Origin of the sequence: Richelia intracellularis HH01 (genome assembly GCF_000350105.1) — a bacterium.
Lineage (GTDB): Bacteria > Cyanobacteriota > Cyanobacteriia > Cyanobacteriales > Nostocaceae > Richelia > Richelia intracellularis.
The window spans coordinates 43,900-69,395 of record NZ_CAIY01000054.1 but is presented as its reverse complement, the minus strand read 5'-3'; the positions used below and the strand labels follow the sequence as shown (position 1 = coordinate 69,395).

17 protein-coding genes are annotated in these 25,496 nt (G+C 32.6%); 7 read left to right on the top strand and 10 right to left on the bottom strand.

The window, feature by feature from the left end; genetic code table 11:
• Positions 1-3,040: 3,040 nt before the first annotated feature.
• A complete protein-coding gene (gene psbC / locus RINTHH_RS06930) occupies positions 3,041-4,426 on the bottom strand; it encodes a photosystem II reaction center protein CP43 (RefSeq protein ID WP_008234680.1) in 1,386 nt (461 codons plus the stop codon).
• A complete protein-coding gene (gene psbD, locus RINTHH_RS06925; RefSeq protein WP_008234679.1) occupies positions 4,410-5,468 on the bottom strand; it encodes a photosystem II D2 protein (photosystem q(a) protein) in 1,059 nt (352 codons plus the stop codon). The genes psbC and psbD overlap by 17 nt, the downstream gene beginning before the upstream one ends.
• 421 nt (positions 5,469-5,889) lie before the next feature.
• Here psbD and RINTHH_RS06920 point away from each other — a divergent pair, with 421 nt between their 5' ends.
• Positions 5,890-6,459, top strand: coding sequence for a photosystem I assembly protein Ycf4 (locus RINTHH_RS06920; protein ID WP_008234677.1), 570 nt, complete (start codon positions 5,890-5,892; stop codon positions 6,457-6,459).
• Between the two features lie 110 nt (positions 6,460-6,569).
• On the opposite strand, the gene RINTHH_RS10195 is transcribed toward RINTHH_RS06920, so the two are convergent.
• The 5 genes from RINTHH_RS10195 to RINTHH_RS06900 form a co-directional block, all read right to left on the bottom strand.
• Entirely contained in the window at positions 6,570-6,803 is a 234-nt protein-coding gene (locus RINTHH_RS10195) for a hypothetical protein (RefSeq protein ID WP_008234676.1), read from the bottom strand.
• A gap of 57 nt (positions 6,804-6,860) precedes the next feature.
• Positions 6,861-7,343, bottom strand: coding sequence for a hypothetical protein (locus tag RINTHH_RS10190; RefSeq protein WP_008234675.1), 483 nt, complete (start codon positions 7,341-7,343; stop codon positions 6,861-6,863).
• Between the two features lie 96 nt (positions 7,344-7,439).
• Positions 7,440-7,967: a M48 family metallopeptidase gene (locus RINTHH_RS10185; RefSeq protein ID WP_008234672.1), complete on the bottom strand. Its 528-nt coding sequence runs from the start codon at positions 7,965-7,967 to the stop codon at positions 7,440-7,442.
• Between the two features lie 453 nt (positions 7,968-8,420).
• Positions 8,421-8,693 carry a hypothetical protein gene (locus RINTHH_RS06910; protein WP_155943936.1) on the bottom strand — a complete coding sequence of 91 codons (273 nt, stop codon included), beginning with the start codon at positions 8,691-8,693 and terminating at the stop codon, positions 8,421-8,423.
• A 342-nt stretch (positions 8,694-9,035) separates the two neighbouring features.
• Entirely contained in the window at positions 9,036-10,664 is a 1,629-nt protein-coding gene (locus RINTHH_RS06900; protein ID WP_008234659.1) for a peptide chain release factor 3, read from the bottom strand.
• A 1,061-nt stretch (positions 10,665-11,725) separates the two neighbouring features.
• Between RINTHH_RS06900 and hemB the strand changes: the two genes are divergently transcribed.
• Positions 11,726-12,706, top strand: coding sequence for a porphobilinogen synthase (hemB, locus tag RINTHH_RS06895; RefSeq protein ID WP_008234657.1), 981 nt, complete (start codon positions 11,726-11,728; stop codon positions 12,704-12,706).
• A gap of 420 nt (positions 12,707-13,126) precedes the next feature.
• On the opposite strand, the gene RINTHH_RS06890 is transcribed toward hemB, so the two are convergent.
• Positions 13,127-14,446: a proton extrusion protein PcxA gene (locus tag RINTHH_RS06890; protein ID WP_008234655.1), complete on the bottom strand. Its 1,320-nt coding sequence runs from the start codon at positions 14,444-14,446 to the stop codon at positions 13,127-13,129.
• Positions 14,447-14,858: 412 nt separating this feature from the next.
• On the opposite strand from RINTHH_RS06890, the gene RINTHH_RS06885 reads away from it, so the two are divergent.
• Positions 14,859-17,033 (top strand): hypothetical protein, encoded by a 2,175-nt coding sequence (locus RINTHH_RS06885; protein ID WP_008234653.1) that lies wholly within the window; start codon positions 14,859-14,861, stop codon positions 17,031-17,033.
• 1,405 nt (positions 17,034-18,438) lie between these two features.
• Here RINTHH_RS06885 and RINTHH_RS10180 read toward each other — a convergent pair.
• On the bottom strand, positions 18,439-18,705 hold the full coding sequence (locus RINTHH_RS10180) for a hypothetical protein (protein ID WP_231291169.1): 267 nt from the start codon (positions 18,703-18,705) through the stop codon (positions 18,439-18,441).
• 359 nt (positions 18,706-19,064) lie between these two features.
• Here RINTHH_RS10180 and RINTHH_RS10805 point away from each other — a divergent pair, with 359 nt between their 5' ends.
• The 4 genes from RINTHH_RS10805 to RINTHH_RS06860 all read left to right on the top strand — a co-directional run bounded on the left by RINTHH_RS10805 (position 19,065) and on the right by RINTHH_RS06860 (position 24,105).
• Positions 19,065-19,223, top strand: a complete 159-nt coding sequence (locus RINTHH_RS10805; protein ID WP_155943935.1) for a hypothetical protein — start codon at positions 19,065-19,067, stop codon at positions 19,221-19,223.
• Between the two features lie 2,263 nt (positions 19,224-21,486).
• Positions 21,487-22,152 carry a MotA/TolQ/ExbB proton channel family protein gene (locus RINTHH_RS06875; RefSeq protein ID WP_008234643.1) on the top strand — a complete coding sequence of 222 codons (666 nt, stop codon included), beginning with the start codon at positions 21,487-21,489 and terminating at the stop codon, positions 22,150-22,152.
• A gap of 208 nt (positions 22,153-22,360) precedes the next feature.
• Entirely contained in the window at positions 22,361-22,804 is a 444-nt protein-coding gene (locus RINTHH_RS06865) for an ExbD/TolR family protein (protein ID WP_008234641.1), read from the top strand.
• 938 nt (positions 22,805-23,742) lie between these two features.
• On the top strand, positions 23,743-24,105 hold the full coding sequence (locus RINTHH_RS06860; protein WP_044304821.1) for a phage holin family protein: 363 nt from the start codon (positions 23,743-23,745) through the stop codon (positions 24,103-24,105).
• Between the two features lie 51 nt (positions 24,106-24,156).
• Here RINTHH_RS06860 and psb29 read toward each other — a convergent pair whose 3' ends face one another.
• Complete coding sequence (gene psb29, locus RINTHH_RS06855; RefSeq protein ID WP_044304820.1) at positions 24,157-24,864, bottom strand: photosystem II biogenesis protein Psp29; 708 nt, start codon at positions 24,862-24,864, stop codon at positions 24,157-24,159.
• Between the last annotated feature and the right edge of the window lie 632 nt (positions 24,865-25,496).

Sequence of the window (25,496 nt, the reverse complement as noted above, 5' to 3'; positions counted from 1 at the left end):
GGTTGTAGATAAATTAACAAAAAATTAATAAGTAAATTGGTAATATTGTAATTATTGATATTGAAATTAACAAATTAGATGTGATAGTGGCAATAAATTATTCATGTTCTCCCATCATATATCTGATAACAGAATAACAAACAATTTACAGGAATTTTTAGGATTTCACCACCATTAAATATACAATTTTTCTCATAAATTTATGATCAGGGAAAACCACAAAAAATGTAATATTTTTGATTTTTATTTGCCAATTTATAGTTTTATCTTCCATAAAGACTAATGTAATATGAACAGATAATTAAAAAGCTATAAAAATATAGTAGTATAAGTTTACATGGTCTTTTCGATACTTTTATTCAGCCATATTTACTAGCCTCCTTAATTAGGAGAAAGCTTACTATTTGATAACTTAGAAATAATTACGGTACTAAACTAAATAACTACAACTGAGAATTTATAGTAATCACTCTAAATTAGATATAAGCTATAAAAGATATCCTCTATTTTAGAGTTATGTCAATAGCAAATACTCCAGAAAATATATATAAAAAATAGATTATATTTCTTTTTCAGTAAATTAAGTATACTGATAAGCCTCAGTGATTGAAAATCATATGAAACCTAATACTGTTATTGTGCTTAATAATTATTTTTATCTAGTAAATTTTATTTAGGTATATAATCAAAATAGTTGGTAAAAAACCATTGTATACTGTAGTTGTTATTTAAAGCTATACGCATCCAGAAGAATCTGTTAGCTTATTAATCTTTAGTGATTCTTCAAGGAGAACAAAAATAACTAGTAGGAACAATACAATTTGTACTGTAATATACTAAACGTATTAATAATTTTGAATTATTTTGATATATTGGGCCTGAAACTTAAGTATATAACATTAGGTAATAGTGAAGCTACTACACATTAGAATAATTCTTCTGAAAAGTAAAATTTAAATATATTTAAATTTTATGCTCTAATTGTAAACCCACTAAAAAATATTTCCATTTGCAAATAATTTAGACTACATTAAACTTTCTTTCGCCAAAGAAAAATTTATATATATATCAACTCATATAAAAATGAAGTCTTCAGAGTATTAATGTAAGTAGTAATATGATTTAAGATTAAGTTTAAGTTAAAAACTGGGCCGTGAATTATTCAGAAATAATAGGTAGTCTATATAAAAATAACTACCTGTAGTTCATTAGGATATAAAAACAGTCATATTTTAATTAATATTCTTTCTGATAATAAAAATAGGTTAGCTATCTTTATTAAGATTATTTTTTTATTGGGTTATTATAAAATGAGGCCCAATGAAGTTGGTAAAATCCTGCAAATATAGCAAACCAGAATACTCTTGCATAATATCTGTTCCAGATTATAAACTTTATACTTTATGAGCTGTACTAATTCATTTTACTTACAGAGCTAAATCTAGCTGAAATTAAACCAAGGAAAATTGGAAATTCAAGTTTGTATAAATTAAAGGTTACCAATAGTTTAAATTAATTGATTTATACCATCAGTAAGCTATTTGCTGCAAAGCAAATAATACTCCATAAGAATAATTTCACGAAACTGTTAACTTAAAAATGCTTTAGATTAAGTTATATTGATAATTATATATAGATCAAATTAGTAAAATATTGAGCTATTTTGTCATTAATAACCATGTTTATATATATTTCAGACTGGTAAAAGCCTATAAAGATCCTCATATTATTTTGGTAATGTCAACAGATAGTGGTAAGATATATATATATTAAGATAAAAAACTTTACAAAATTACAAAATAAAATCTGCAATTTTTGTTCAGTTAGACCAGCCAACTTTATAAGTGTAATTACTTAACAAAATGTTGTGCAAGTTCTTTGTCTATTAGAAAACTAACTATCTAAAAATAGATGTTCATATGAATAGATATTTAAAAAGAAAACTGGCTTTGTATAAAGCATTATATAAGACCCACTACATACTTCTTGTGCTAAAGTTGAAGTTTCTATATTCGCAAACTCATATATGGAAGACTACTTGCTAGGTTGAAGGAATATGCCTTTGTTTTTTCTGTTATCCCTTTGCACAGGTCTGTTAAGTAGCTATATTTACAGGCGGTGTAATGATGAAGTTGGACAGCTTGCAGGAGTTATAGCAGCCATTAGCCTAATTATTAGCTTGGTCTTGGCACCATGGGAAATTCAGCTCCTTCTGCTTTTAATAGTGCTACTCATTACTCCCAAACTATTATGGAAAAATAACGATAATTTTAGACAGGATAGTAGTGGGCAATAAAATCTATACTCTTAACAGAGTAAGAAAAATTACTGACTCTCAATATCTAAACACCAGTCATAGGGTAGCAAAAGAAATACCAAAGTATTTACTATGGTGAAAATTTAAAAAACAGGTGAGTTCGAGTTTACTCACAAACAATTGATTCCCAGATCTTACGAATAAAGTTTACATTCTCAAGATAATTCATATCTCTAGACTATTATAATAGATAACACTACTAAATATATTTCTGAGAATATAAACCCAAGAAATTCACCTTCGAAGCTATAGACGCATCAAAGACTTTTAAAATTTAAAGTCTTCCTATTCAGTCATTATAAATACACAGTATTATCAACAACATTAGCAGCTACATAGGCATATAAGTCAGGGAAAACCCTGTACTCCCAGCATAGCTCAATAGCCTTGGGGAAGTTTATAAATTAAAATAGCCTAATTTTATATATAGTAAAGTGATTGCTTTTGTAACTCCGGATAGAATAATAACTATAAATTAATTTGGATAATTGTAGTTATTTCCTTTGGTTATAAATTTCCATCAAATATTTACCAAGGATTGCTATTTATCTTGCTATATTATAACATTATTACCATCTTTATAAAACAGTTAAATTTGTAAATAATAACCGTTATGTAATGAGTTTATATTTATTCTATTATGTAAAAGCCCCACATTTACAATGCGGGGCCTTTCAACCTCAGTTGTGAAAATTAAATCAAAATCAAAATCAAAATCAAATATTAGTCCAGATCGGGCATAGTCATTACTGGCTCACTCTCACGGCTAATACCCTTCTCAAAACCAGCGACTGCTGCTCTTGCACGACCGGCATGCCACCAGTGGCCTACTAGAAAGAAAAAGGCTAATATAAAATGGGAGCCAGCTAGCCACTGGCGTAAGTTGACAAAGTTAAAAGAGTTTGGCTCAGTAATAACACCACCCACAGAGTTTATGGAAGCATTGGGTGCATGGGTCATGTATTCAGACGCACGTCGTATCTGCCATGGCTGTACATCATTACGTATCTTATCTAAGTCTAGACCATTAGGACCACGTAATGGTTCTAACCAAGGACCACGAAAGTCCCAGAAACGCATGGTTTCACCGCCAAAGATTATCTCACCGGAGGGTGAACGCATCAAGTATTTGCCTAAACCAGTAGGGCCTTGAGCAGAAGCAATATTAGCTCCTAACTTTTGATCACGGACTAGGAAAATAAAAGACTGAGACTGAGAAGCTTCAGCATTGGTTGGCCCATAAAACTCACTTGGGTAAACAGTATTATTGAACCAGACAAAACAAGCAGCAGTAAAGCCCATCAGAGACAAAGCTGCCAAGCTGTAGGATAAATAAGCTTCGCCAGACCATACTAAAGCACGGCGTGCCCAGGCAAAAGGTTTGGTCAAAATGTGCCAAATACCACCACCAATACACAACAAACCCACCCAAATATGACCACCGATAACATCTTCCATATTATCTACGCCAATTAACCAACCGCTTCCCCCCAAAGGAGATTTCAGTAAGTAACCGAAGATTACAGCAGGGTTTAATGTGGGGTTAGTGATAACGCGTACATCACCACCCCCTGGTGCCCAGGTGTCATACACACCGCCAAAGAACATAGCTTTAAGTACCAGTAGGAAGGCGCCACATCCTAACATAATTAAGTGGAAACCAATGATGTTGGTCATTTTATTCTTGTCTTTCCAGTCATAACCGAAAAATGAGGAATACTCTTCTAAGGTTTCAGGACCCCGTAAGACATGATAAAGTCCACCTAATCCTAAGACTGCAGAGGAAATCAGGTGCAGCACACCTACTACAAAGTAGGGGAATATGTCAATTATTTCACCGCCAGGCCCTACACCCCATCCAATTGTGGCCAGATGAGGAATTAGAATGAAACCTTGTTCAAACAAGGGTTTTTCTGGAACAAAATGGGCAACTTCAAATAAAGTCATTGCCCCTGCCCAAAATACTATCAAACCAGCATGTGCGACATGAGCACCTAGCAATTTGCCAGATAAGTTAATTAGGCGAGCATTACCAGCCCACCAAGCAAAGCCTGTGGATTCCTGGTCACGTCCCCCTACCATTGTAAAACTATTAGAGAGCGTTACCACGGGGTAATACCTCCTCAGGGAATATGAAGTTTTCGTGTGGTTGATCTTGAGGAGCCATCCATGCCCGGATACCCTCATTCAACAAAATATTTTTGGTATAGAATGTTTCAAACTCTGGGTCTTCTGCTGCGCGCAATTCTTGAGAAACAAAATCATAAGCACGCAGGTTCAATGCCAAACCAACAATCCCCACTGCACTCATCCACAGCCCAGTTACAGGAACGAATAGCATGAAAAAGTGTAACCAACGCTTATTAGAGAATGCAATGCCGAAAATCTGTGACCAGAAACGGTTTGCAGTTACCATAGAATAGGTTTCTTCTGCTTGAGTGGGTTCAAATGCTCGGAATGTATTAGAACCATCCCCATCTTCAAACAATGTATTCTCTACTGTTGCCCCATGAATTGCACACAATAAGGCTCCACCTAATACTCCTGCTACCCCCATCATATGGAATGGATTGAGTGTCCAGTTATGAAACCCTTGCAAGAATAGCAAAAAGCGGAATATTGCTGCCACTCCAAAACTGGGAGCAAAGAACCAGGAAGATTGGCCCAGTGGGTACATTAAAAATACACTGACAAATACTGCAATGGGTGCAGAGAATGCAATCGCGTTATAAGGTCTAATTCCTATTAAGCGTGCAATCTCAAATTGCCTGAGCATGAAGCCAATCAAACCAAAAGCTCCATGTAAGGCAACAAATGCCCATAAACCACCTAGCTGGCACCAACGTGTAAAATCTCCTTGAGCCTCTGGTCCCCACAAAAGCAGTAGGGAATGACCCATGGCATCAGCTGGTGTAGACACAGCTACCGTAAGAAAATTACAACCTTCTAGGTAGGAGGATGCTAAGCCGTGGGTATACCAGGATGTAACAAACGTAGTTCCGGTTAGCCAACCGCCTAATGCTAGATATGCGCAGGGAAACAGTAATAATCCTGACCAACCTACGAATACAAAGCGATCACGCTTTAACCAGTCGTCCAGAACGTCAAACCACCCTCTGGTATTGGTAGTACGTCCAATTGCGATGGTCATCGGAATAAAATCCCCTTTACTCTATAAACTAAAATTGCAACGTTATAAAAACACCTTTGACAGATTTATTTAACTACTTTATCAGGCAGTTAAAAGTGTAAGAAAATAATACCTTTTAGGATCTATTTTTCTTATCTAATATGCCAAGGATTAAGATACTGCTAATACGTTATTTATAGCTATTGGCATCTTAATGTTTCTTAACTTATCATATTTATTTAAACTTCGTGACAAATTTGTCGATAGAAAACCAGTATTTTCTCCAAAAGTACTATCCGCATTCGCATTAAAGTTCAGAATTTTAACTACCTAACACAAATTCTCTCATAATCTACAAAACACTCTTCAAATATACGCTTGCAACAGTTGTTCTAAACATGGGAGACTTGTATAAAGAGTATGTCAAACTCAGGATAGTCCAATGACAGTATTAACAAGCCATAGTACAGGTGAGAAATTTCTATTCCAGAAGGTACTTGGTGCACGAAGGTTGAGCAATTACTGGTGGGCAACAACCTTATCATTAGGCAGCTTAAGTTTTTTCCTAGCGGGTTTATCTAGCTATATACATACTAATCTGCTTCTCATAACAGACCCTACACAATTACAATTTCTTCCCCAAGGACTAGTCATGGGTTTGTATGGTTTAGCAGGTTTATTATTATCCATTTATTTATGGCTGACTATTATTTGGGATTTAGGCGGAGGATATAATGAGTTCAACCGTGAAACAGGGGTTGTGATAATATTCAGATGGGGTTTTCCTGGTAAAAATCGCAGAATTGAGATTAATCTCTGTGAGCATGACATACAGTCAATTCGGATTAAAATTAAAGAAGGAATTAACCCTCAACGGGCTTTATACTTAAGGGTTAAAAATAGACGAGATATACCCTTAACCAGGGTCGGTCAACCCATTACCTTAAGGGATTTAGAGACATCAGCAGCTGAATTAGCTAAATTCTTAGAAGTACCTTTAGAGGGGCTTTAAGGGATAATTAGAAATATAGAACACAAAATATAAGAGAATAAGTTCTAGTTTATATAAAAAGCTAGTGTAGATTGCATATATATAAAATATCCGGCACGATTAACTTACACTTAACTAGCAAGTAGTAAGTGTGCTCCCCAAGCTGTTGAAATTACTGCTATAACGAAGTGAATAAACACATGGGGGATTTTCATAATTCTACCGGTTTGGGTTTCCAAAGAGCAAATTTCAATCCAGGGAATTGCACCTCGTCTTACCCAACCTTTAACAACAACCTGTCTGCCAATTAAATTCTGGGGGTAATTACTCCCACTAAACCAAGGAATATATTGCAATTTTATCAAGCATAAATTTGTATGTAGAATTAGATCTTGTCCAATTAAGTTACCAAGACCCTGATGTCATAGGAGTGTACCAACTAAGTTGATCCTTGCACTATCAGCTGGTAATAATGTGGGATTAATAAGATACTTAAGTAGTTTTTCTTCATTTTTTAATGTATCAGATTCAGTACTGGGGAAGAGAAAATTAATTCTTACCAAAATACCAATGCTAAACCCTATCAATATGCAACCCCAGATATAACCCAAATCATCATAGTATATCCACTTAAGATTTAACCACTTCATGGCATAAGCAATTTGCCAAAGCAACCAAATTGAATAGGCAAGACTTATACCCGTGAGTATACCTAGCCAAGGAGCAATGTTAATTAGGAAAAATGGGGGTTTTATTTGCAAAGATTTCTGGTATTCAATATTTATTTCCTTGGAGATACGCCAATAGTGGGCAATTTTACCAAGTCTATTGATCCGAATACCAAGCAAGGGATGGCTATGATTGAGAAGAAAACAACGACTATAGGGGTTTAGATAATCCCACATCAGGAATGACTTAAAGGTCACTTGGGGAAAAATACTACCCAAAGTAATACTTTGATGATGACCTACAGGGATAATTATATCTAGACTTTCTAATTGCTAACTAGTATGCCTTTGTTTTTTAACATCATTAGCTATACCAATGGCGATTTTCAGTATTCCTCTAATTAAACCATTAGGATTACGTGTAATTTTATAAGCAAAACGATCACTATAATAAATTCTCAACCGAGATAATGGGAAAGTAGTAGCATTTAATGTAAACCAGACTGCATAAACAAAGCTACCAATGATACTGACTATGTTACGTAACCAAGATAGGGAAATACTATTCCCCCAAGCTGATATCTGTTGATACAACTTGCTAATTGGAATAGTAAGCAATAATACTAGGGACATTACTGCCATATCCCAACACCGAATATGTGCTAAATGACTGGCATATATTGCAGTGATCTCATCGACTTCCAGCTGTTCTAATAAGCTTTGACTAACAACAATGCGAGCAGTACCGGGTGAATTTCCATAAGTAAAAGCAATAAGAGCAGTCACAGGCAAAATTGCCAACTGCGGGAAACCATACCCTTGTTTTTTGCAATAGCAGCGTAATACTTTGACTGCCTCCACTGTATTGGTTGAGAGTATTTTTATTTAAAGGTTTTTGACTATACCAGCTTTTAAATAATCAATCTAATACCCAGGGCGAAATACTTGTTGTAATAATAAGTATTAACAATAGCAAATTACCGGAGTCATTGTACAAGTAGTTGAATGGTTATACAAAAGGTAGCTTAATTAAAATATAATTGGCAGTTACCATTACACACTTTATTAGTTCTCGTAACAGCCAAAAAATAGACCCAAATGTTGCAACAGTAAGTAGTCTTAATAGAGTCAAATTAATTGGAATTAGGGGTTGCCAAAACTTTAATCTCTGAGTATTTTACCGCTTGAGTATATTTGTTCTTGTATTTTGATGGTTAACAACTAAAGATTTACTAAATGGATATTTAGATAGTAATTTGTTCGTATTACTATCTTCAGTATTATAATCCTGAGAAGGTAATAGTAGTTTGGGTATTATATTTTATTTGTGAATGATAAATTATCAAATTGGCCTAATACTCTACTATTTTGTGTATATTCCTCAAGAGTAATTGCAACTTTATTACACAGGTTTCTTGGTATAAAATTCGATTCAAGTAGTATAAATTCTATTTTGTTATCGAAAGAATAAATGCCTTGGGAAATGCAAATTTTCAATTCTCGTAAAGTTGTTTCTGCCCGCCATTGAATCCGTAGATTTCTACTCCCTTTTAAGTCTTCACATAAAGACATTGCCAGTATGGACATAAGCAATTATTAATACTATGCAAGCTTTTAAACGTACTGAGATAACTTCTGTTTCAGTAATAACTACTCTTAAAATAGAGATAGCTTCTTGAAAATTTCCTTGATTTAGAGAAACTAGTCCAGCCTCCAAAGAGGATCGGTAATTTGAATACATATCGCTTCTTATACTTCTATCTTCTTTTAAATTACCTAATTTGAGTTAAAAATTTGTCAAATAAAATACTTTTAAAGGTTATGCGAAAAGTAGGTAAAGGGCAAAGATAATATTAATTATACTTGTGCTCAAATTTATAATTCAGGTGTATTCTTACCTACCAATTATCTTTTCACCCTTGACTTTATTTATGGTATTGGTTGCTTCCCAATCACTACAGGTGCAATGGAACTCAATTTTAAACCTGGATGGTCTGTTCCTAATTGTTGACAATTCCATTCATTGCGGAATAGTAATACAGGCCGTTCCTCAATGTCTTTGACGGTAGTAGTATTGAAGATCCGTCCCACTTTTTCTAAAGCTTCCCAACCCCCATCAACCCAACGGGCAATGCTGTAAGGCAAAACCTCGAGAATTGTTTCTACTCCATACTCATTTTGTAAGCGGAATTGTACCACCTCCAATTGCAATTGTCCGACAGAAGCTAAAATCGGATCCCGCTTGGCTTCATCTAGTGAATACATGATTTGCACAGCCCCTTCTTCCCGTAATTCTGATACCCCTTTTTGGAACTGTTTAAACTTAGAAGGGTTAGGATTTCTTAGGGAAGCAAATAACTCAGGAGAGAAGTAGGGAATACCCTCATATTCTAGTTTTTTACCAGTATAAATAGTATCACCGATAGCAAACATACCAGGGTTATTTAAGCCAATCACATCTCCAGGATAGGCATTATTAATTGATACTCTTTCTTGAGCAAACAGTTTTTGGGGGCGGGAGAGGCGAATATTTCTACCAGTACGTGCATGAACTACTGTCATATCTTTTTCAAACTTACCTGTACAAACACGAATAAAAGCTACACGATCACGATGTTTGGGATCCATGTTTGCCTGAAGTTTAAATACAAATCCAGAAAATTCTGGATAAGTTGGAGGAATATCACCCTCTGTACTACTGTAAGATCCAGGCTTAAGAGCATAATCCAAGAAGTACTTGAGGAACAGTTCAACACCAAAGTTGGTCATAGCACTACCAAAAAACACAGGGGTCATCTGACCATTGTGAATAGCTGCTAAGTCCATCTCTTCACCCACCCCATCTAAAAGCTCAATATCATTTTTGAGCTCATAATAAAGATCTTTATCTAATAACAACTCTTCAAGTCTGATATCCCCTATATCTATAATTGTATCAGAAGCTTCTCGGCTACCATGAGCACTGCGCTCAAATAGATGAATTTTCTCCTGATGACGATCATAAATACCTTTAAAACGATCACCCATACCAATAGGCCAATTTGCCGCATAGGTTTGCAAACCTAATTCTTGTTCAATCTCATCCAATAAATTTAGAGGTTCCCTACCAGGTCTATCAAGTTTATTGACAAAGGTAAAAATAGGTATACCCCTCATTTTACAAACCTCAAATAATTTCTTGGTTTGAGGTTCTAAACCCTTGGCTACATCAATCAACATTACCGCATTATCTGCAGCTGTTAAAGTTCGATAAGTATCTTCGCTAAAATCTTGGTGTCCGGGAGTATCTAATAAGTTGATATGAAAACCTTGATAGACAAATTGCAACACCGTGGAAGTAATGGAAATACCCCGTTGCTGTTCCATTTCCATCCAGTCAGAAGTTGCCTTTTTTTGCGCCCTTCTTGCCTTTACTGACCCAGCTTCATGAATTGCACCACCATATAATAATAATTTTTCTGTAAGCGTTGTTTTACCAGCATCTGGATGAGAAATAATAGCAAAATTACGTCTTTGTACAACTGCTTGACTGATTTCTGTATGAAGTTCAGTTGACATGATAAGTTTTATTTGGTTATTAACTAATTAGATTAACTATATTCTTCCTATATCGGGTAGTCTTCTAATCTTAAAACAATTATGCTCATGATTACTTCATAATATAATTATTAAATTGATGATGAGTGATAGCAAGAAAATTTTAGGAATATTAAGCCTAAGAGGTAAATCTAATGCCAAAGAAGCCATTAATTGTTTCACTTGAATATTTTGGTTATATGGGGAAACTGTTACCAGTATGATTTGTCTGATTTGAGTTAACTTGAGCTTTTTACTGATCTTAGTAGGAATTAATATTTTGGTAAACTAGGGGTTAACTATGTATTATTAAGTTGTCTAAAATAAATATAAAATCCTTTATTTATCCATTTATCTTCAGAATTCTGCAAACAGCTATACGGATTATAAATATTTTTCATTCATAACTAATTTATAGGTATATCTCCTTTGATTACTCTATTAAAAAGATATCTTAATATTTAGAAATATTAATAGATAATTGTTTTTTATCTTTCGGTTTTTAGTTGTATCTTATACTTATTTAATGAATAATTTTAGCTAATAGAGTAAAAGTAGATATTTCTTCCTAGTTAGTCGACGATAACTCCAATCTCCGGATTAGGATTGTATTTTTGTCGTTTTGGGATATACTAGCTTCCCCATCTAACAAGTTTTACCTGTGTCTATAATAAAAGGATAAAAATTTAGGTATTGATATTTTGGCTAAAAATACTTATATAACATAATCTAACTAATAATAAATACATGAAAATATATATGCTAATAGCATAAAGTAATGCTATTAAACAACTATAATTAATAATTCATAGACTGGGAATTCTATGGTTTACTCTATTAATATTAAGAATTATTTGTTTGGGATATAAACAAAATACTTCAGGCAGCCTGGTAAAATGAAAAAATAACCTGTTTATATTAAAGTTTAGAAGTTAATATAGTTCAGGAGGATAAGAATTTAGTAACATATAAATTCTAGTTGACCTCTAAGTTATTTTTTATTTGTATTGCATTAATTCTAGTTGCTCAGGTTATAAAAATTTATGTTTCCTACTCATCGTCCACGTCGCCTCCGTAAGCATGCCCAATTACGTAATATGGTTAGAGAAACTGTTTTAAATAAAAGCGACTTAATATACCCATTATTTGCTGTTCCAGGTGAAGGGATTGCTAATGAGGTTAAGTCCATGCCTGGAGTCTATCAATTATCCACTGATAAAATTGTTGAAGAGGCAAGGGAAATTTATGACTTAGGGATTCCGTCAATTATTTTATTTGGGATTCCTGAAAATAAAGATTTTGATGCTACAGGTGCTTGGCATGATTGTGGCATTGTGCAAAAGACAGCTACTGCTATAAAGGAAGCAGTACCAGAACTACTTATAATTGCTGATACTTGTCTATGTGAATATACTAGTCATGGCCATTGCGGTTATTTAGATGTAAATGATTTAACAGGAAGAGTACTAAACGATCCTACTTTAGAACTTTTGAAAAAGACAGCTGTTTCGCAAGCTAAAGCTGGGGTAGATATCATTGCACCTTCTGGAATGATGGATGGATTTGTGCAAGCAATCCGTACAGCTCTGGATGAAGAAGGTTTTCAAGATTTACCTATTCTTTCCTATGCTGCCAAGTATGCATCTGCATATTATGGTCCCTTTCGAGATGCTGCAGATTCGATACCCCAGTTTGGGGATCGAAGAACCTATCAAATGGATCCTGCAAATTCTCGGGAGGCAATTAAAGAAATTGAGTTGGATATAGCTGAAGGGGCAGATATTCTAATGGTTAAGCCAGCTTTATCCTATATGGATATTATTTGGCAAGTAAAAGAAGCTTCTTATTTACCTGTTGCTGCTTATAGTGTTTCTGGTGAATATTCCATGTTTAAAGCTGCTGCCTTAAATGGGTGGATTGATGAGCAAAAGGTTGTACTAGAAACTTTAACTGGGTTTAAACGTGCTGGTGCAGATTTAATTTTGACTTACCATGCCAAAGATGCGGCTAGGTGGTTAAGTTAAGTATTATAAATAACCGAATATAGGTTGACTTCAAGATTTTAATACCGTGTTACGAGATAAAATATCAGTAAAAATGAAATTATAATTTCATTTTTACTGATATTTTTTACATTCTAAGATAGCAATATTTAACAATAAAGAAATAATAAAAATATCCTAATAAATAAGTATATCCACTATTAGTCTTATGAGGAAGTAAAATTGGGCGAGAGTAAATACTTATTTACCAAATTATAAGCCAGTAAATAACGTATAAATACATATGCTACAAGCAGTAAATTAAAGATATTATGGATTCATTCTATTCCTCTTCATTTTTACATCTCTTTGTTTAGGATTATGTTTAGAGGTAAGAATCAGTAAAATTTTAATGTTTCAGTTTATTATATTCATAATTAATGATCATCATTATGTCAAATCCTATTCATTCATATTATGATAAGTTGCCACTGCAGAAGGTGAAATTCTATTTAAATAACGGAAAATCCAGTATTTAAATACAGTATCTAAAACTACAGGAAATGTTGCAATAAATAAGAAAATAAACTCATGATTTGCCGGCAAACCCCAATGATGTGATATTCCTTCTAAAATAACTTCCCAGCCATGAGGCGAGTGAAATCCAACAAAAATATCTGTAAACAATATGATTATAAAAGCTTTAGCACTATCACTTAAACCATAGACAATATTATCGAAGAATTTTTTTAGTATGGCTATATCTTTTTGACTAATTATTAATAAACAAACAAAAGTAAAAACTGATAGTATGTCTGCAAAGACGTTCCTTATGGCATTAAGACTCAAACGCTGATAATTTTGAGCAATATTTTGGGCTTTTTCTTTTATTTTATTATCCATTTGTTCTTTAGACAAAGGATTCTTATCATTAATTAAATTTTGAAACTTTAGTTTCTCTTCAAATTGATTTAATTCAGCAATAGCTTCTTCTTCCATTTCATAGTTAAGGAATAACCCTATCTCATTTGTATGCTGTAAATTTTCTAATATTTTGGATTTATCCAAAATAGGACCTACAAGAAAAGCTTTAACAATCTGATGAGTTAGAATTGGTACTATTATCAATAGTAATATAAACCTGACAGAAATAATGGTTCTTTGTTGAGATTTGCGGAATTTTTTTACTACATCCTGCTCTGCATTAGGATCTAACTCCAATTGTAAACGATTAATAGTATTAAAGATAGAGCGGGGTAGTACCCCTATAGTATTTGCTTTGCTCCATTCTTGTCCTTGGGATTTCTTATTTTTTAATTGTCTTGGAACCTTTTTCGAAGTATCTAGAGGTTTAGATAAGTTCCGAGTAACTAATTGCCGAGTATCTATTTCTATTAGAGTATATTTACTTGTAATTTCATCAATAAATTTTAGTTTATCCACAATGAAATTACTTTTATTGTTTAATTCAACATCCTGTTCCACAAAATTTTTGGTAGATATCCATAATAAGCTACGACTAGTGTTAAATTTTTTTAGTTGAGTGCGAATAATTTTTAACTGTTTTGTTAAGTCAGCCTGAAAATAATCCATCACACTATTGCTATAACTTACAACAGTAAAATCTATCTTATTCCCATAAAAATGATTATCCTCTATCGATTTAATTTCTAAAGCAGCTCTATAAGCTATTTCAAGAAAACGATCAGGGGTTGTTAAGTACCAGTCATAAACTGACTGTAATAGAGAATAAATTTTGTTACTAAACCAAGAATTATTCATCGAGGGTAGTTATATTACATAAGAAAATAGAAGACTTTAGATAGATATAGCACCACTATGGGCTAATTATTAAATTCTTATATTACCTGCTTTTATTTTCTACTGTTAACATTGACAAAATAAAAAAATGCTAGTTTCAAAATTTGAATTTTTGATTGTATAAATAATTAAATTTATATACTGAGCTGTATATATTAAAATACCGATGTGGATTGACTCATAAAATACCAGATAATATTGATATGGTTACCAAGTTATTGGCTGTTAATTCATATTACATAGCTTATGAGTTTACAAAGATTTATAGACTGTAAAAATTAAGTATATAGAAATACAAGAGTTACCATTTATATAATACATATCCCTTCTTTTGAATGATTAATAAAAATTAAAAGCATTTACAGGAGTTTCAATGATTTCTGAATCAATTTGGATTGTTGGTCCTAGCCACAGTGGCAAAACAACTCGTTTGATAAAGCAGTTTTATGTTTGGATACAGAATGAATATTATGCTTTAGAAAATTTGTATACAGGAGAAAATAAACATAATAGTAAAAACCATATAAATCATTGTTTAGATATCAAACAAACATCAGCAAAGTTTTTAGTGTTAGCTGCCAATAATGAAAATCGCCGCCGACTATCAGACAAAGTTATCAATGATACATATGGAAAATACCCTGTGCGTTGTCAAACTCCCTTGGGATTTATACAAGATGAGGTGATTTTATTCTGGCCTCTGCTTGTAAAATCACTGGATTTGAAAGCACAATTCCCAGTACTATTGCGTCCAGAAACAGAACAAAAACTAGCAGCTAAACTTTGGCATAAGAGTTTAGATACAGAAACCCAAGGATATAAGGGAATGAGTGAGTATCGCTTGGTACGTCGGCTTCTAGACTGTTTACAATTGGCAGCTTATGCAGCTGTTGCTTGTGAAGATATTACCACTATTTTAACCTCTGCTTTAATAGTAGAAGGAAATAATCTTAATTTAGAACCAGAATTTATAGCTTTTCTGTTATTGGATTGGCGTGATTGGTGTTTGGAAAGAGGATTTCTCACTTATGGTATTGTCACAGAACTGTACGGCCAGCATTTACTTCAAGACTCTCAGTATCAGCAACAACTCCACAAACGTTATCAAGGGTTACTCGCAGATGATGTTCAGGACTATCCGGCAATTACCCGCCACTTATTTGAATTCTTGCTAGATAATAATATAGCGAGTGTATTTACGTATAATGCAGATAGTATTGTTCGTTTGGGATTAGGGGCAGATCCTTGTTATATGCAAGGTCTTGCAAGTCGTTGTCAGCAGGAAATATTAATAGAATCTTCTAAGAATAATATGGCAAATATTTTAGCTGCACCGATGATGAAATTAGTTACTGAACCAATGACATTATCACAGTTACCACCTATTATTCAGACAATCCAAACCACCTCTCGTGCTCAATTACTACGCCAGACAGCAGAAACAATTGCAGAAGCTATTAAAACAAGAAAGGTCCAACCAAAAGAGATTGCTATTATTGCTCCTGGTTTAGATGCAATTGCTCGTTATACGTTAATAGAAATTCTTAACAAACAGGGGATTACGGTAGAAACCCTACATGATAAACGCCCATTGATTAGTTCTCCATTGGTTCGGGCCTTATTAACTATTATAAGTTTTGTTTATCCAGGTCTAGGGAGATTGGTAGATAGAGATAAGGTAGCAGAAATGTTGGTATTACTTAGTGGTAATGAGGAAAAAAGAACAAAGGATGAGAAAAATACTGTTTCGTCACAATTGCCCAAAATCGATCTTGTTAGAGCAGGATTAATCGCTGATTACTGCTTTGTTCCTCACATAGAAAGGCCAGACTTATTACCAGCCAGAACTTTCAAGCGTTGGGATCGGTTAGGATATACTGCCACCAAAGCTTATAGTGAGATATTAGCGTGGTTAAAAGAGCAGCGTTCACAACAAGAATTATCCTTGATTCCCAATCCCGTATTCTTCTTAGATAAGGCAATCCAACATTTTTTTGGTAATGATGGTAGTTTGCAGTACCATCAAATAGCTGCATTGAGAGAATTAATAGAAACTGCTCAACACTATTGGGATATTGACATCAAATTAGGAAAAGCCCAAACCTTAAATGATAACCATCAGGTGGCTAACATTATTGCTGAGTTTATTCAACTCTTACGCCAGGGGTGTATAACCGCCAATCCCAGCCCAGTTAGTACTCTCGGGCATCTAAGCAATGCTGTTATCCTCGCAACTATTTTCCAGTATCGTTCTAGTCGAAGATCTCATCCGTGGCATTTTTGGTTAGATACTGGTTCTCAACTGTGGGCGAAGGGAGGAGCTGCTACATTATTTGGTGCTAACTACTTCCTACACAATAGATTAGGAAAACCATGGACAGCAGAGGATGAGAAATTGGCGGAAAATCAAAGATTAAGAAGAATTTTATCAGATTTACTTGCACGTGTATCTAGCAGAGTGTATCTATGTCATAGTAAATTAGCAATTAATGGACAAGAGCAAATAGGTCCTCTATTACCTTTAGTAAATGCTTGTATATCTTTGTAGAAATCGGAATTGAGGAATTTATATCAAAGGCATTGTATAAAATTTATTGTTAAGTTCTAATACTTAGAGGTGGGAAAATATCTCTCCTTAGTCTCGATTACTAAACGTCAGACTGTCAATAACATACTTGCCTTTTACGGGTAAAGTACCCTAACATATATAAAATCTACTGAATAAAATGAGAACTTATTAGTCTCTTTAAATAATTAAACCTTTGCTTGTAGATGAGATAAATTCAACTGAGAATAGTTGATTAGTTAAAAGCTTAAAGTATTAAATATATATTTATGCATATATCTTTACATAGAATTGAAATTGCTCTGTAAATTATCCAGAAATAACAATAATTGCCTTTATTCAAGCTTGATAATTTGTATATATGACCATCTGCACTAGTTTTTATAGCTTTATATGTAATATGGTATTATTTTTTACTTTATTTGCAAATGTTATTATATGATGGGATTTTGACTTTTTGGCTAACTCTTTCTGAATAATTATATTTTTAAGTAAAGTTTCTCAACCCTTAATATATCCATATACACTTATTTTTAACCTATACAAACAATGCAAACTTACCAACACTAGTGCCAGTCTAACCATTTTTCCATAACTACTGCATAGAACCTCTGAAAAAAACAATCAAGCATTCCTGAAAGATCTAATATTATCTATGAATTCCGGTATCAGTGTTTCAAGCCGTAATAGTTTTTGATTGAATACGACGCTTTAAATTCCAAGATTTAGTCTCCAATAATCTTAATAAATTGATAGATTGAAAGAGTCATAAGCATAGCAAGCATAACAATTTGCTGAAAAATAGACTTCACCAAATATATGAGTTTTGATTATATGTCTAAAATTAGTATGTAATTCTAATAAAATCTATTCAAAAAATTATGACCTTTAAACTCTGATTTATCACAATGATAATTTTTAAACCTTGGACAAATAAAATAAATGTGTACATATGAATCAGAGGAAAACTTGATTCGTATTAGTGGAAAGTAGAGACAAAATTTAGAATGTAAATTCTAATATGCCATGATACCTACTAGTAATTACTGTAGGAAAGAATAAAAGTAATCTGTTGACTTTATATGTATTTTAGAACTAAACAGATTAATCTTTGCGTAACAAATTTAATATGATGTCACAAAAACTGAAATTTAAAAAATCTTTATTCTCATTATCACAATTTTTCCCATTATTAGCGATTTTCACACTTATGGCCTTATTTATGGTTGCAATTAGTACTTAAGTATTAAGTCAATCTCAAAAAAATAAATTAAAACAGGTATAGAAAAGCCTCACTTTGATATCTAAAATTCAAACAATTACAGTCTTGGCCAGATTATAAGCAAGGGGAAAGATAGTTAAGTCATCGGCACACTCTATTTATTATTCAAGGAAGTAAATTAGAGAAGTTATTAGTATCAAGAAGGGGATCATATAAAATAGGGCAAATAGTAGCAATTTTAGATAATTGGGAAGAGCTATAAGCAGCTTTGGAAGAAGTACAGGGGAAGGCAAATTTCGCAAAAGTGAAGTCAGGAGCAAAACAAGGGAAAATAAATACCCAGCAAGCCATCATTACATGTTTGCAGGCATAAAGAATACCAACGTCAACAGCAACTATAATATAATTAACAAGGGGTAATTTCTGCCTCACTGCAGAGCAATAAATGTTTGGCTTGGCAGACCTCGCAGCAGCGAGTTAAAGAAGAATTGGCAAAGTTACAACACATTCAAATATCAAAACAGCAACAAATTAATTAAGGTAAAGCAACTTTAAATCAAATAGTCAAAATCTGTCCTTTGGATATCATAGCAGCTGAAGTAGAAGTGCAAAGGACTATGACAACAGTAAAAAAAAAGCCCAAACTAATTGAAACCAAGCTTTTGTACGATCTGCTCAAGGAAGAAGGGTATTCAAAAACCATACCTTTCCAGAAACAGTGATTTCTAGTGAGAATATTATTGAGATTAGTCAAGTAAATCAAATGTATGCAGTGGTAGGGATAGATCAAAGTGACATACAAAAAAATTAAAGTTGGAGAAAAAGTACTACTCATGAGTGGATCAATACTATTAAGATCATATGGGATTGTAGAAAGAGTTAGTTGGCAAGTACAACAACAGAATATAATCAATAGTGATCCTTCCATTAACATTGATGCCAGGGTATAAAAGTTCACATAAAACTTGATGACTGAATCTAGTCAAAAAGCATAGCAATTGACAAACTTGCAAGTTACGGGAGTAATTCAATTATGATAATATATATTAGGAAAATTCAATAACATACCCCTGCAACTGAGTTACCATAAAGAATATTTTTTATTTTCAATTCCTGATAGCATTTTGCTGACTTATTAATATTCATACAGTTGTATTTCCGAGATGCTCTATTTAAAATTGCTACTGGATTACATAATTTATTAAAAGCTGATGCCGTTATCATTAGTACCCAGGTCTTCTGTTGAATCGACACGTCTTTCCCCATGCAAAAGATTTATATCAAGCAATTGGTATTTTAGGGGTTAAGTCTGCAGAGGCTATATACTATACTATTCAGTAGAAAAGTCCTCTTACTACGAATCGTAGTACCTTACTAATTTTTGATTTAAATATAGATAAACCAGCATTTAATTTACCTGAAGTTAATAGCCAATTACAAAAAATAAACTCCCAGATACTATACTTTTAGGCTGGAAAATCATCGGTAAATGTCAACAAGTTGTTGAACAAATTGAACAGGTTATTGAAACTACTAGGGAAGTCAGAAAACGCACTATTAATATTGGGGGATTATTTACTCTTGGCTCTTCTTTTAATGCTGAGGTCATTTAATAACTAGCGGGCAGAATTTTTTGAGGGTATCTCCTAAACATTCTGCTGGCAGTGTAAGCATAGGTTTAATTAGAGTAGGAAATGCTCTTAAATTTTATCTATCCCAAAATGATATTTTTATTATAAATACTAATATTATGATTATTTTATAGGTTACTGATTTTGAAAAAACATATTAGTTGATATATACCCTATTATTTTTGGATTTAGCCTAGATACAGCAATGTGATCTATTGTGGGGAGAATTATTTTCCACTAAGTCAGTCCTCTCTGCATATTTGAATACCTGTATAGAAGAATATTACCCCTAATATATAAAGAGGCTTTGATATTAGTAATAGGAGATTTTATTCCATGATTAAGCACATCTCTATTCCAGACATCCCTGATCGTATCATCTATATGGAAGATGGTAGACTTTCAAGTCTATCCATAGAAATGCAAGCTTAAACACACACTAAAATTATTTGAGATAAATTGTAACATTATAAGTAAAATATAAACCTCATAACGGAGATATCTCTGAGTAAAAATATCTCTCATAGTTAATATCTTATAAAGAATAATAGGTTTTTAGGATTATAAGGCAAAGTTTTTCCAAAAGAGGTAAAACTATAAAATATAAGTCTTTACATAATTTGGTATTGGAGTTTTTGTCAAATAGCAGTAAACTGGGGATATAAAATTGTCCAATTGTAATATTATAGAGGTAACAACATAATAAATATAAACGATATAAATGACTAATTGATAATTAAATAAATCTCTACTAATTAGCCAATACATAGTCATACAGGTAATAGCCAGATACGAATGTTACTCTTATATCAATTCATTTATAATTATCTCTTAAAGATTACTGTATGATTTAACATGTATTAAGAGTCTGAATATATTCTTATTTCAGACTCTTAATACATGTTAAATCATTGAAATGATAACTTAAATTCTAGGCAAATTTAGGTTATCATTTCAATGATAATAATGATCGATCTTAACTCAAAAATAAATAAAAGATTAGATCAAAATTTTTATTTTTTCAATATTTTATTTAAAACATACTCTCTTTCAATAAACTCAAAATGTCGAGTAATTTTACTCGCAAATATCATAGTTAGCACTCAAATTAAGTCTTGTCTTCTACATGATTTAATAGCTTGATAAAGCTGGTAGAAAGCTTATATTTTTTTTGATTATTTTAAAATAAAGCCCAACATATGAGATATATGAGTCAAAACCACCAAGAATTAAAGCAAATACTTAGTATTAGAATCATCAAAAAATATTATGGATAAGCTATGTGAGCATAAACTACTTAATACTTATAACTGTACTTAACAAGTAATTTCAAATTATCCTATACAATAATTATCTAAAAAATTTAATGGGACTAGACTTTAACTATCCTTAGTGGAGATAAACTATGTTATAAGACTTTTATATGAATAACTAAATGAAATTATTTTTAAATAAAACCACTAATAATACTACTCAAGTATAAGCAGTGCCATAATACCAAGAATAGTATATTAATTTACGAATAATTACTTCTCTAAAGAATTTTGTAGATAATTCGTAAATATGGAGGATAAGCAAAATAGTGGATATCTTGGAACTACTTAAAAAAGGCGGGCCAGCAATGTGGCCTTTGCTGACTTTATCAATTTTATCATTGAGCGTTATCTTTGAGAGACTATGGTTCTGGTTGCATATTTTAAATCAAGAAAGGGCTATAGTTGATAGCGTATTGGAAGCAGCTCGAGATCATTGGGATATTGCCCGGGATATTGCCAATTTGGCAAAAGATAAACCTATTGGTAGGTTTCTCTATGCACCCTTAAATTTAAGCCCCTCAGATCCGGAAACTTTTCGATTAGCGTTAGAATCCTCAGCTGAGGAGGAGTTGGCAGGAATGAGAAAGGGAGAAAAACTACTAGAGGCAGTCATTGCCTTATCTCCGCTTCTAGGGCTATTGGGTACAGTTTTAGGGCTAATTACCTCGTTACGCTCTATTCGAATTGGAGATTTAGGAACTGAAGCAGTTGCAGGTGTTAATACTGGAATTGGTGAATCTTTGATTAGCACTGCTGCAGGCCTAATAATTGCCATCACTAGTTTGGCATTTTGCCGACTATTTCAAAGTTTTGTATTTAACCAGGTTAAGCTTTTCCACAAAGTAGGTAATGAGCTAGAGTTAACGTATAGGCAGTATACCCTCAAACATCAAGAATTTGAGGGTGCAAGTAATTGTGAGGTTGGTAGTTAAAAATTTATACTTAGGAATATGTATACTTCAAACCTTATCTAGTATAGGATTTTATTTAAAAAAACTCCGTCTGATTAATTATGGGGTGCATAATTCAGATTGCCCACCTAGGATAGGTATAATGGAAAAATTCCAACAAACTGGAATTGGGTAATCTGTTCGGAAAAAACTTTGAATAACAATTGTATTATTGAGTAGGGGTAAGTTCATGAAAATAAATAAGTGTAACCCCATTGAAAATATAGATATCCAGATTGTACCTTTAATTGATGTAGTTTTTTGTATTCTAACATTTTTTCTACTAGCAGCCTTGCAATTCACTCGTCAGCAGGTTATTGAAATAGATCTGCCCCAAGCTTTTACAGGAAATTCTCCTGAAGTGAACCTGAAACCAGATAAACGTAATGTCCTACCTATTACCATCAATGCAATTGGTCAGGTTTTTATAGAAAGAGAGTCTGTAACAAAAAAAATATTAGGAGAGAGGTTAAAACACTACCTAACAAAAAATCCCCAAGGTTTAATTATCTTACATGCTTCTCGTTCATCTACATACAATGATGTAATTGCAACATTAGATATACTAAGACAAGCAGGAGGTGATCATGTTGCGTTGGGGGTTATTCCAGGTTCACCCGAAAAGTTTCAATAATCTCTTATTAAGGATAAGTATGAAAGTGGATGATATTCCTGAGTACTATCAGTAGGCATTATTAAGTCGTAATAAAATATTCAACTTGATTATGAGTAACAGCACTCATTGATGTCATTCGCCATGAGAGTTTTTTATGTTTAATAATTTTTTTATGACTCTAATTTTTAGTTCTAAATAAACCCCAAATCTATTCCATATAGAAATATCTAAGATCCAGCTTATATCCTGTTATTTATATATTTGTAATTTTACTTTATTACTCATTTAATATCTCATCCAAAATATATTCCAAACTAGATTTTAGTTTGTTTCTACAGCAATATATTTGAGCAAAATCTATAACCAAGTCAGATTCATACTGTAATAAATGTTAGATAGCATTTAAATTAAAATAATACGAACACCTTATATCTCTTTACAATAAGAGTATATTTAGGTGTAAAAGAATAAACTAATTCTTTATAAGAAATATGAAAATATTGTGAGTCATAACTGAAAAGTTCTCATGATTAGGCTTGAAAATTAGTTATACTAGTTCTCATTATAGGATTATCCTAATTTCGGAAAATATGGGGGGCACGGTCAGTCATATTATGGTTTGAGAATGTTCCTGATACTACCTGATATTATGAACTTAAAATATATAAAAAAATCTCTTTGATAAATAAAATCTCTGATAGCTTAATAATTATTAACGTACATTACAATTTGCATTAGTCCTTACTGGCATAATTTGAAATATTATTTGTATAATCCATCTTATCTTCACTAGAAGTAATTATTATAAATTTTGTAGTCTAAGGGGAAAAATTGTTTTAACAGTATACAATCAGATTACAAACAACTTAACTATTAAGTATAGATTACTGATTGGCATTAGCCAAAAATAAAGTGACAACTTACAAAGTGCTATTTATATTTTAGGAATTGTAACAATGAATGTCGTATCCTTATTAATCACATGGATTGTAACAGCCTTCAGCCTATATATTATTAGTAAGTTACCTTTAGGGGTAGAGATTGACTCTCCAGGAAAAGCATTCATATCTGCGTTAGTCTTAGGACTTGTTAACGCATTTGTCAGACCTATTTTGCGATTAATTCTTGCAGTCCCGAACTTCTTAACTTTTGACCTGTTATCCAGCTTATTCACATTTATTATCACTGTAATCTGTTTTAGTCTTTCAGCATGGTTAGTGGAAGGTTTTTACCTTCGCTTTGGAATTTGGAGTGCTATTTTGGGGTCTTTTACCTTATCTATAATTAGTAGCTTAATATACAAGATGCTAGGTGTATAAAATATTTGGAGATGGGAGTTATGAAATTAATTTCTTAACTCCTTAATCCCTTTATTCTTTTTCTTCTGGAGAAGTTATACTTTCATCTAATACTTGAGTGGGCTGTTCTCTTTTCCTGCGCTCTGCAGCCACCATATCTGCCATAACAGTTATTGCTTGAGACATTTTTTCAAGATTTGAGCGGTATAATTCCAAATCCCTAATAAGTTTCTCTTCCGATATCTTTAAACCGTTGCTGATAGTCTTGAGTGCATCATTACAAAGTTTTTCATCTTTAACTAACTCAGAATCAGATAACTCTAATAATGTATATAAACCAATTCCAAATAAACGACTGTATTTAAAACCCTGATTATTGGCAAATGCCTGAAGAGTTTCTTGTATTTTCTCATCCTTATCGAGAGGACTTGTTTGATTCAACCATCCAATTAAATCAGATACAGGCAAATCAATTGCTAAGGATCGCAAACGTTGAGTATCTTGTCTATAAATATTAGGGTCTGCTCCTACAGATTGAATTAAGGCATGGAAAATAGATTCTTTTTCATGCTGTGGCTTATAGCCCATCATGAAACGTTCAAAAGTCGTCACAATACCCAAAGCATAAATCGGGTTGTAATGGAAATCTATATTCACTGAAAGTAGATGGATTTCTACCATTAACTCTTCCACTACCCGGCGATAAATAGTTTTAATTGGACGAGTATGAAGGCTGTAGAAGGCTCTTTTTGTATCAGAGACAGTACGGACTTTATTCACAAATTTTCTTAGGCGATGTGGTTTTTTCTTGATTACAGCTAACTTTGCTAATAAATTAACTAAGTGATATTCATCCTTACATATTTACAATAACTTAACTCGAGTAAAAATCCATTCCATTGAAGTTTTATAGATTTGGGATGTATATTTGTTCAGCACTGTTATGAATAATGATTCAGTCATTAGACATTGGCTTGAATAATTACCTAGTTAATAATACCAAAAAACAGAGGATGCCAACATATCATCACACTAATTGATTCAAGTCAGCTAGTTAGTTTTGAAATAATTATATTGTAAGAGTCTTAAGACCACTTCTGATAAATAAAATACAAAATAATAAAAAATGTAAGACTTAGAAATTTTGTGTTTTTATTGTATTTGGAGAAAATGAAAATGATAATGCCATAATTTAGAATATTCTAGCCTTTGAATGTAGGATGGTAGAAATAAAATTACCACCCCCAAAGGAGAATAAATTACAAGCATATACTTGGTACCTGTCGAGCATTTTTAACTAAAATACTTTTAAAACGAATATCACACAATATAAACAAAATAGTAAATTGTAAATTGTAAATTACATAAAGTTGAGATTAACTAATTAACCAGCAAGCAGACACTATTAAAAT

Excerpts from the sequence above, each read along its gene's own strand:
- psbD (WP_008234679.1), bottom strand. The coding sequence starts at position 5,468 with ATGACCATCGCAATTGGACGTACTACCAATACCAGAGGGTGGTTTGAC.
- RINTHH_RS06920 (WP_008234677.1), top strand. The coding sequence starts at position 5,890 with ATGACAGTATTAACAAGCCATAGTACAGGTGAGAAATTTCTATTCCAG.
- RINTHH_RS10190 (WP_008234675.1), bottom strand. The coding sequence starts at position 7,343 with ATGTGGGATTATCTAAACCCCTATAGTCGTTGTTTTCTTCTCAATCAT.
- RINTHH_RS06910 (WP_155943936.1), bottom strand. The coding sequence starts at position 8,693 with ATGTCCATACTGGCAATGTCTTTATGTGAAGACTTAAAAGGGAGTAGA.
- RINTHH_RS06900 (WP_008234659.1), bottom strand. The coding sequence starts at position 10,664 with ATGTCAACTGAACTTCATACAGAAATCAGTCAAGCAGTTGTACAAAGA.
- hemB (WP_008234657.1), top strand. The coding sequence starts at position 11,726 with ATGTTTCCTACTCATCGTCCACGTCGCCTCCGTAAGCATGCCCAATTA.
- RINTHH_RS06890 (WP_008234655.1), bottom strand. The coding sequence starts at position 14,446 with ATGAATAATTCTTGGTTTAGTAACAAAATTTATTCTCTATTACAGTCA.
- RINTHH_RS06885 (WP_008234653.1), top strand. The coding sequence starts at position 14,859 with ATGATTTCTGAATCAATTTGGATTGTTGGTCCTAGCCACAGTGGCAAA.
- RINTHH_RS06865 (WP_008234641.1), top strand. The coding sequence starts at position 22,361 with ATGAAAATAAATAAGTGTAACCCCATTGAAAATATAGATATCCAGATT.
- RINTHH_RS06860 (WP_044304821.1), top strand. The coding sequence starts at position 23,743 with ATGAATGTCGTATCCTTATTAATCACATGGATTGTAACAGCCTTCAGC.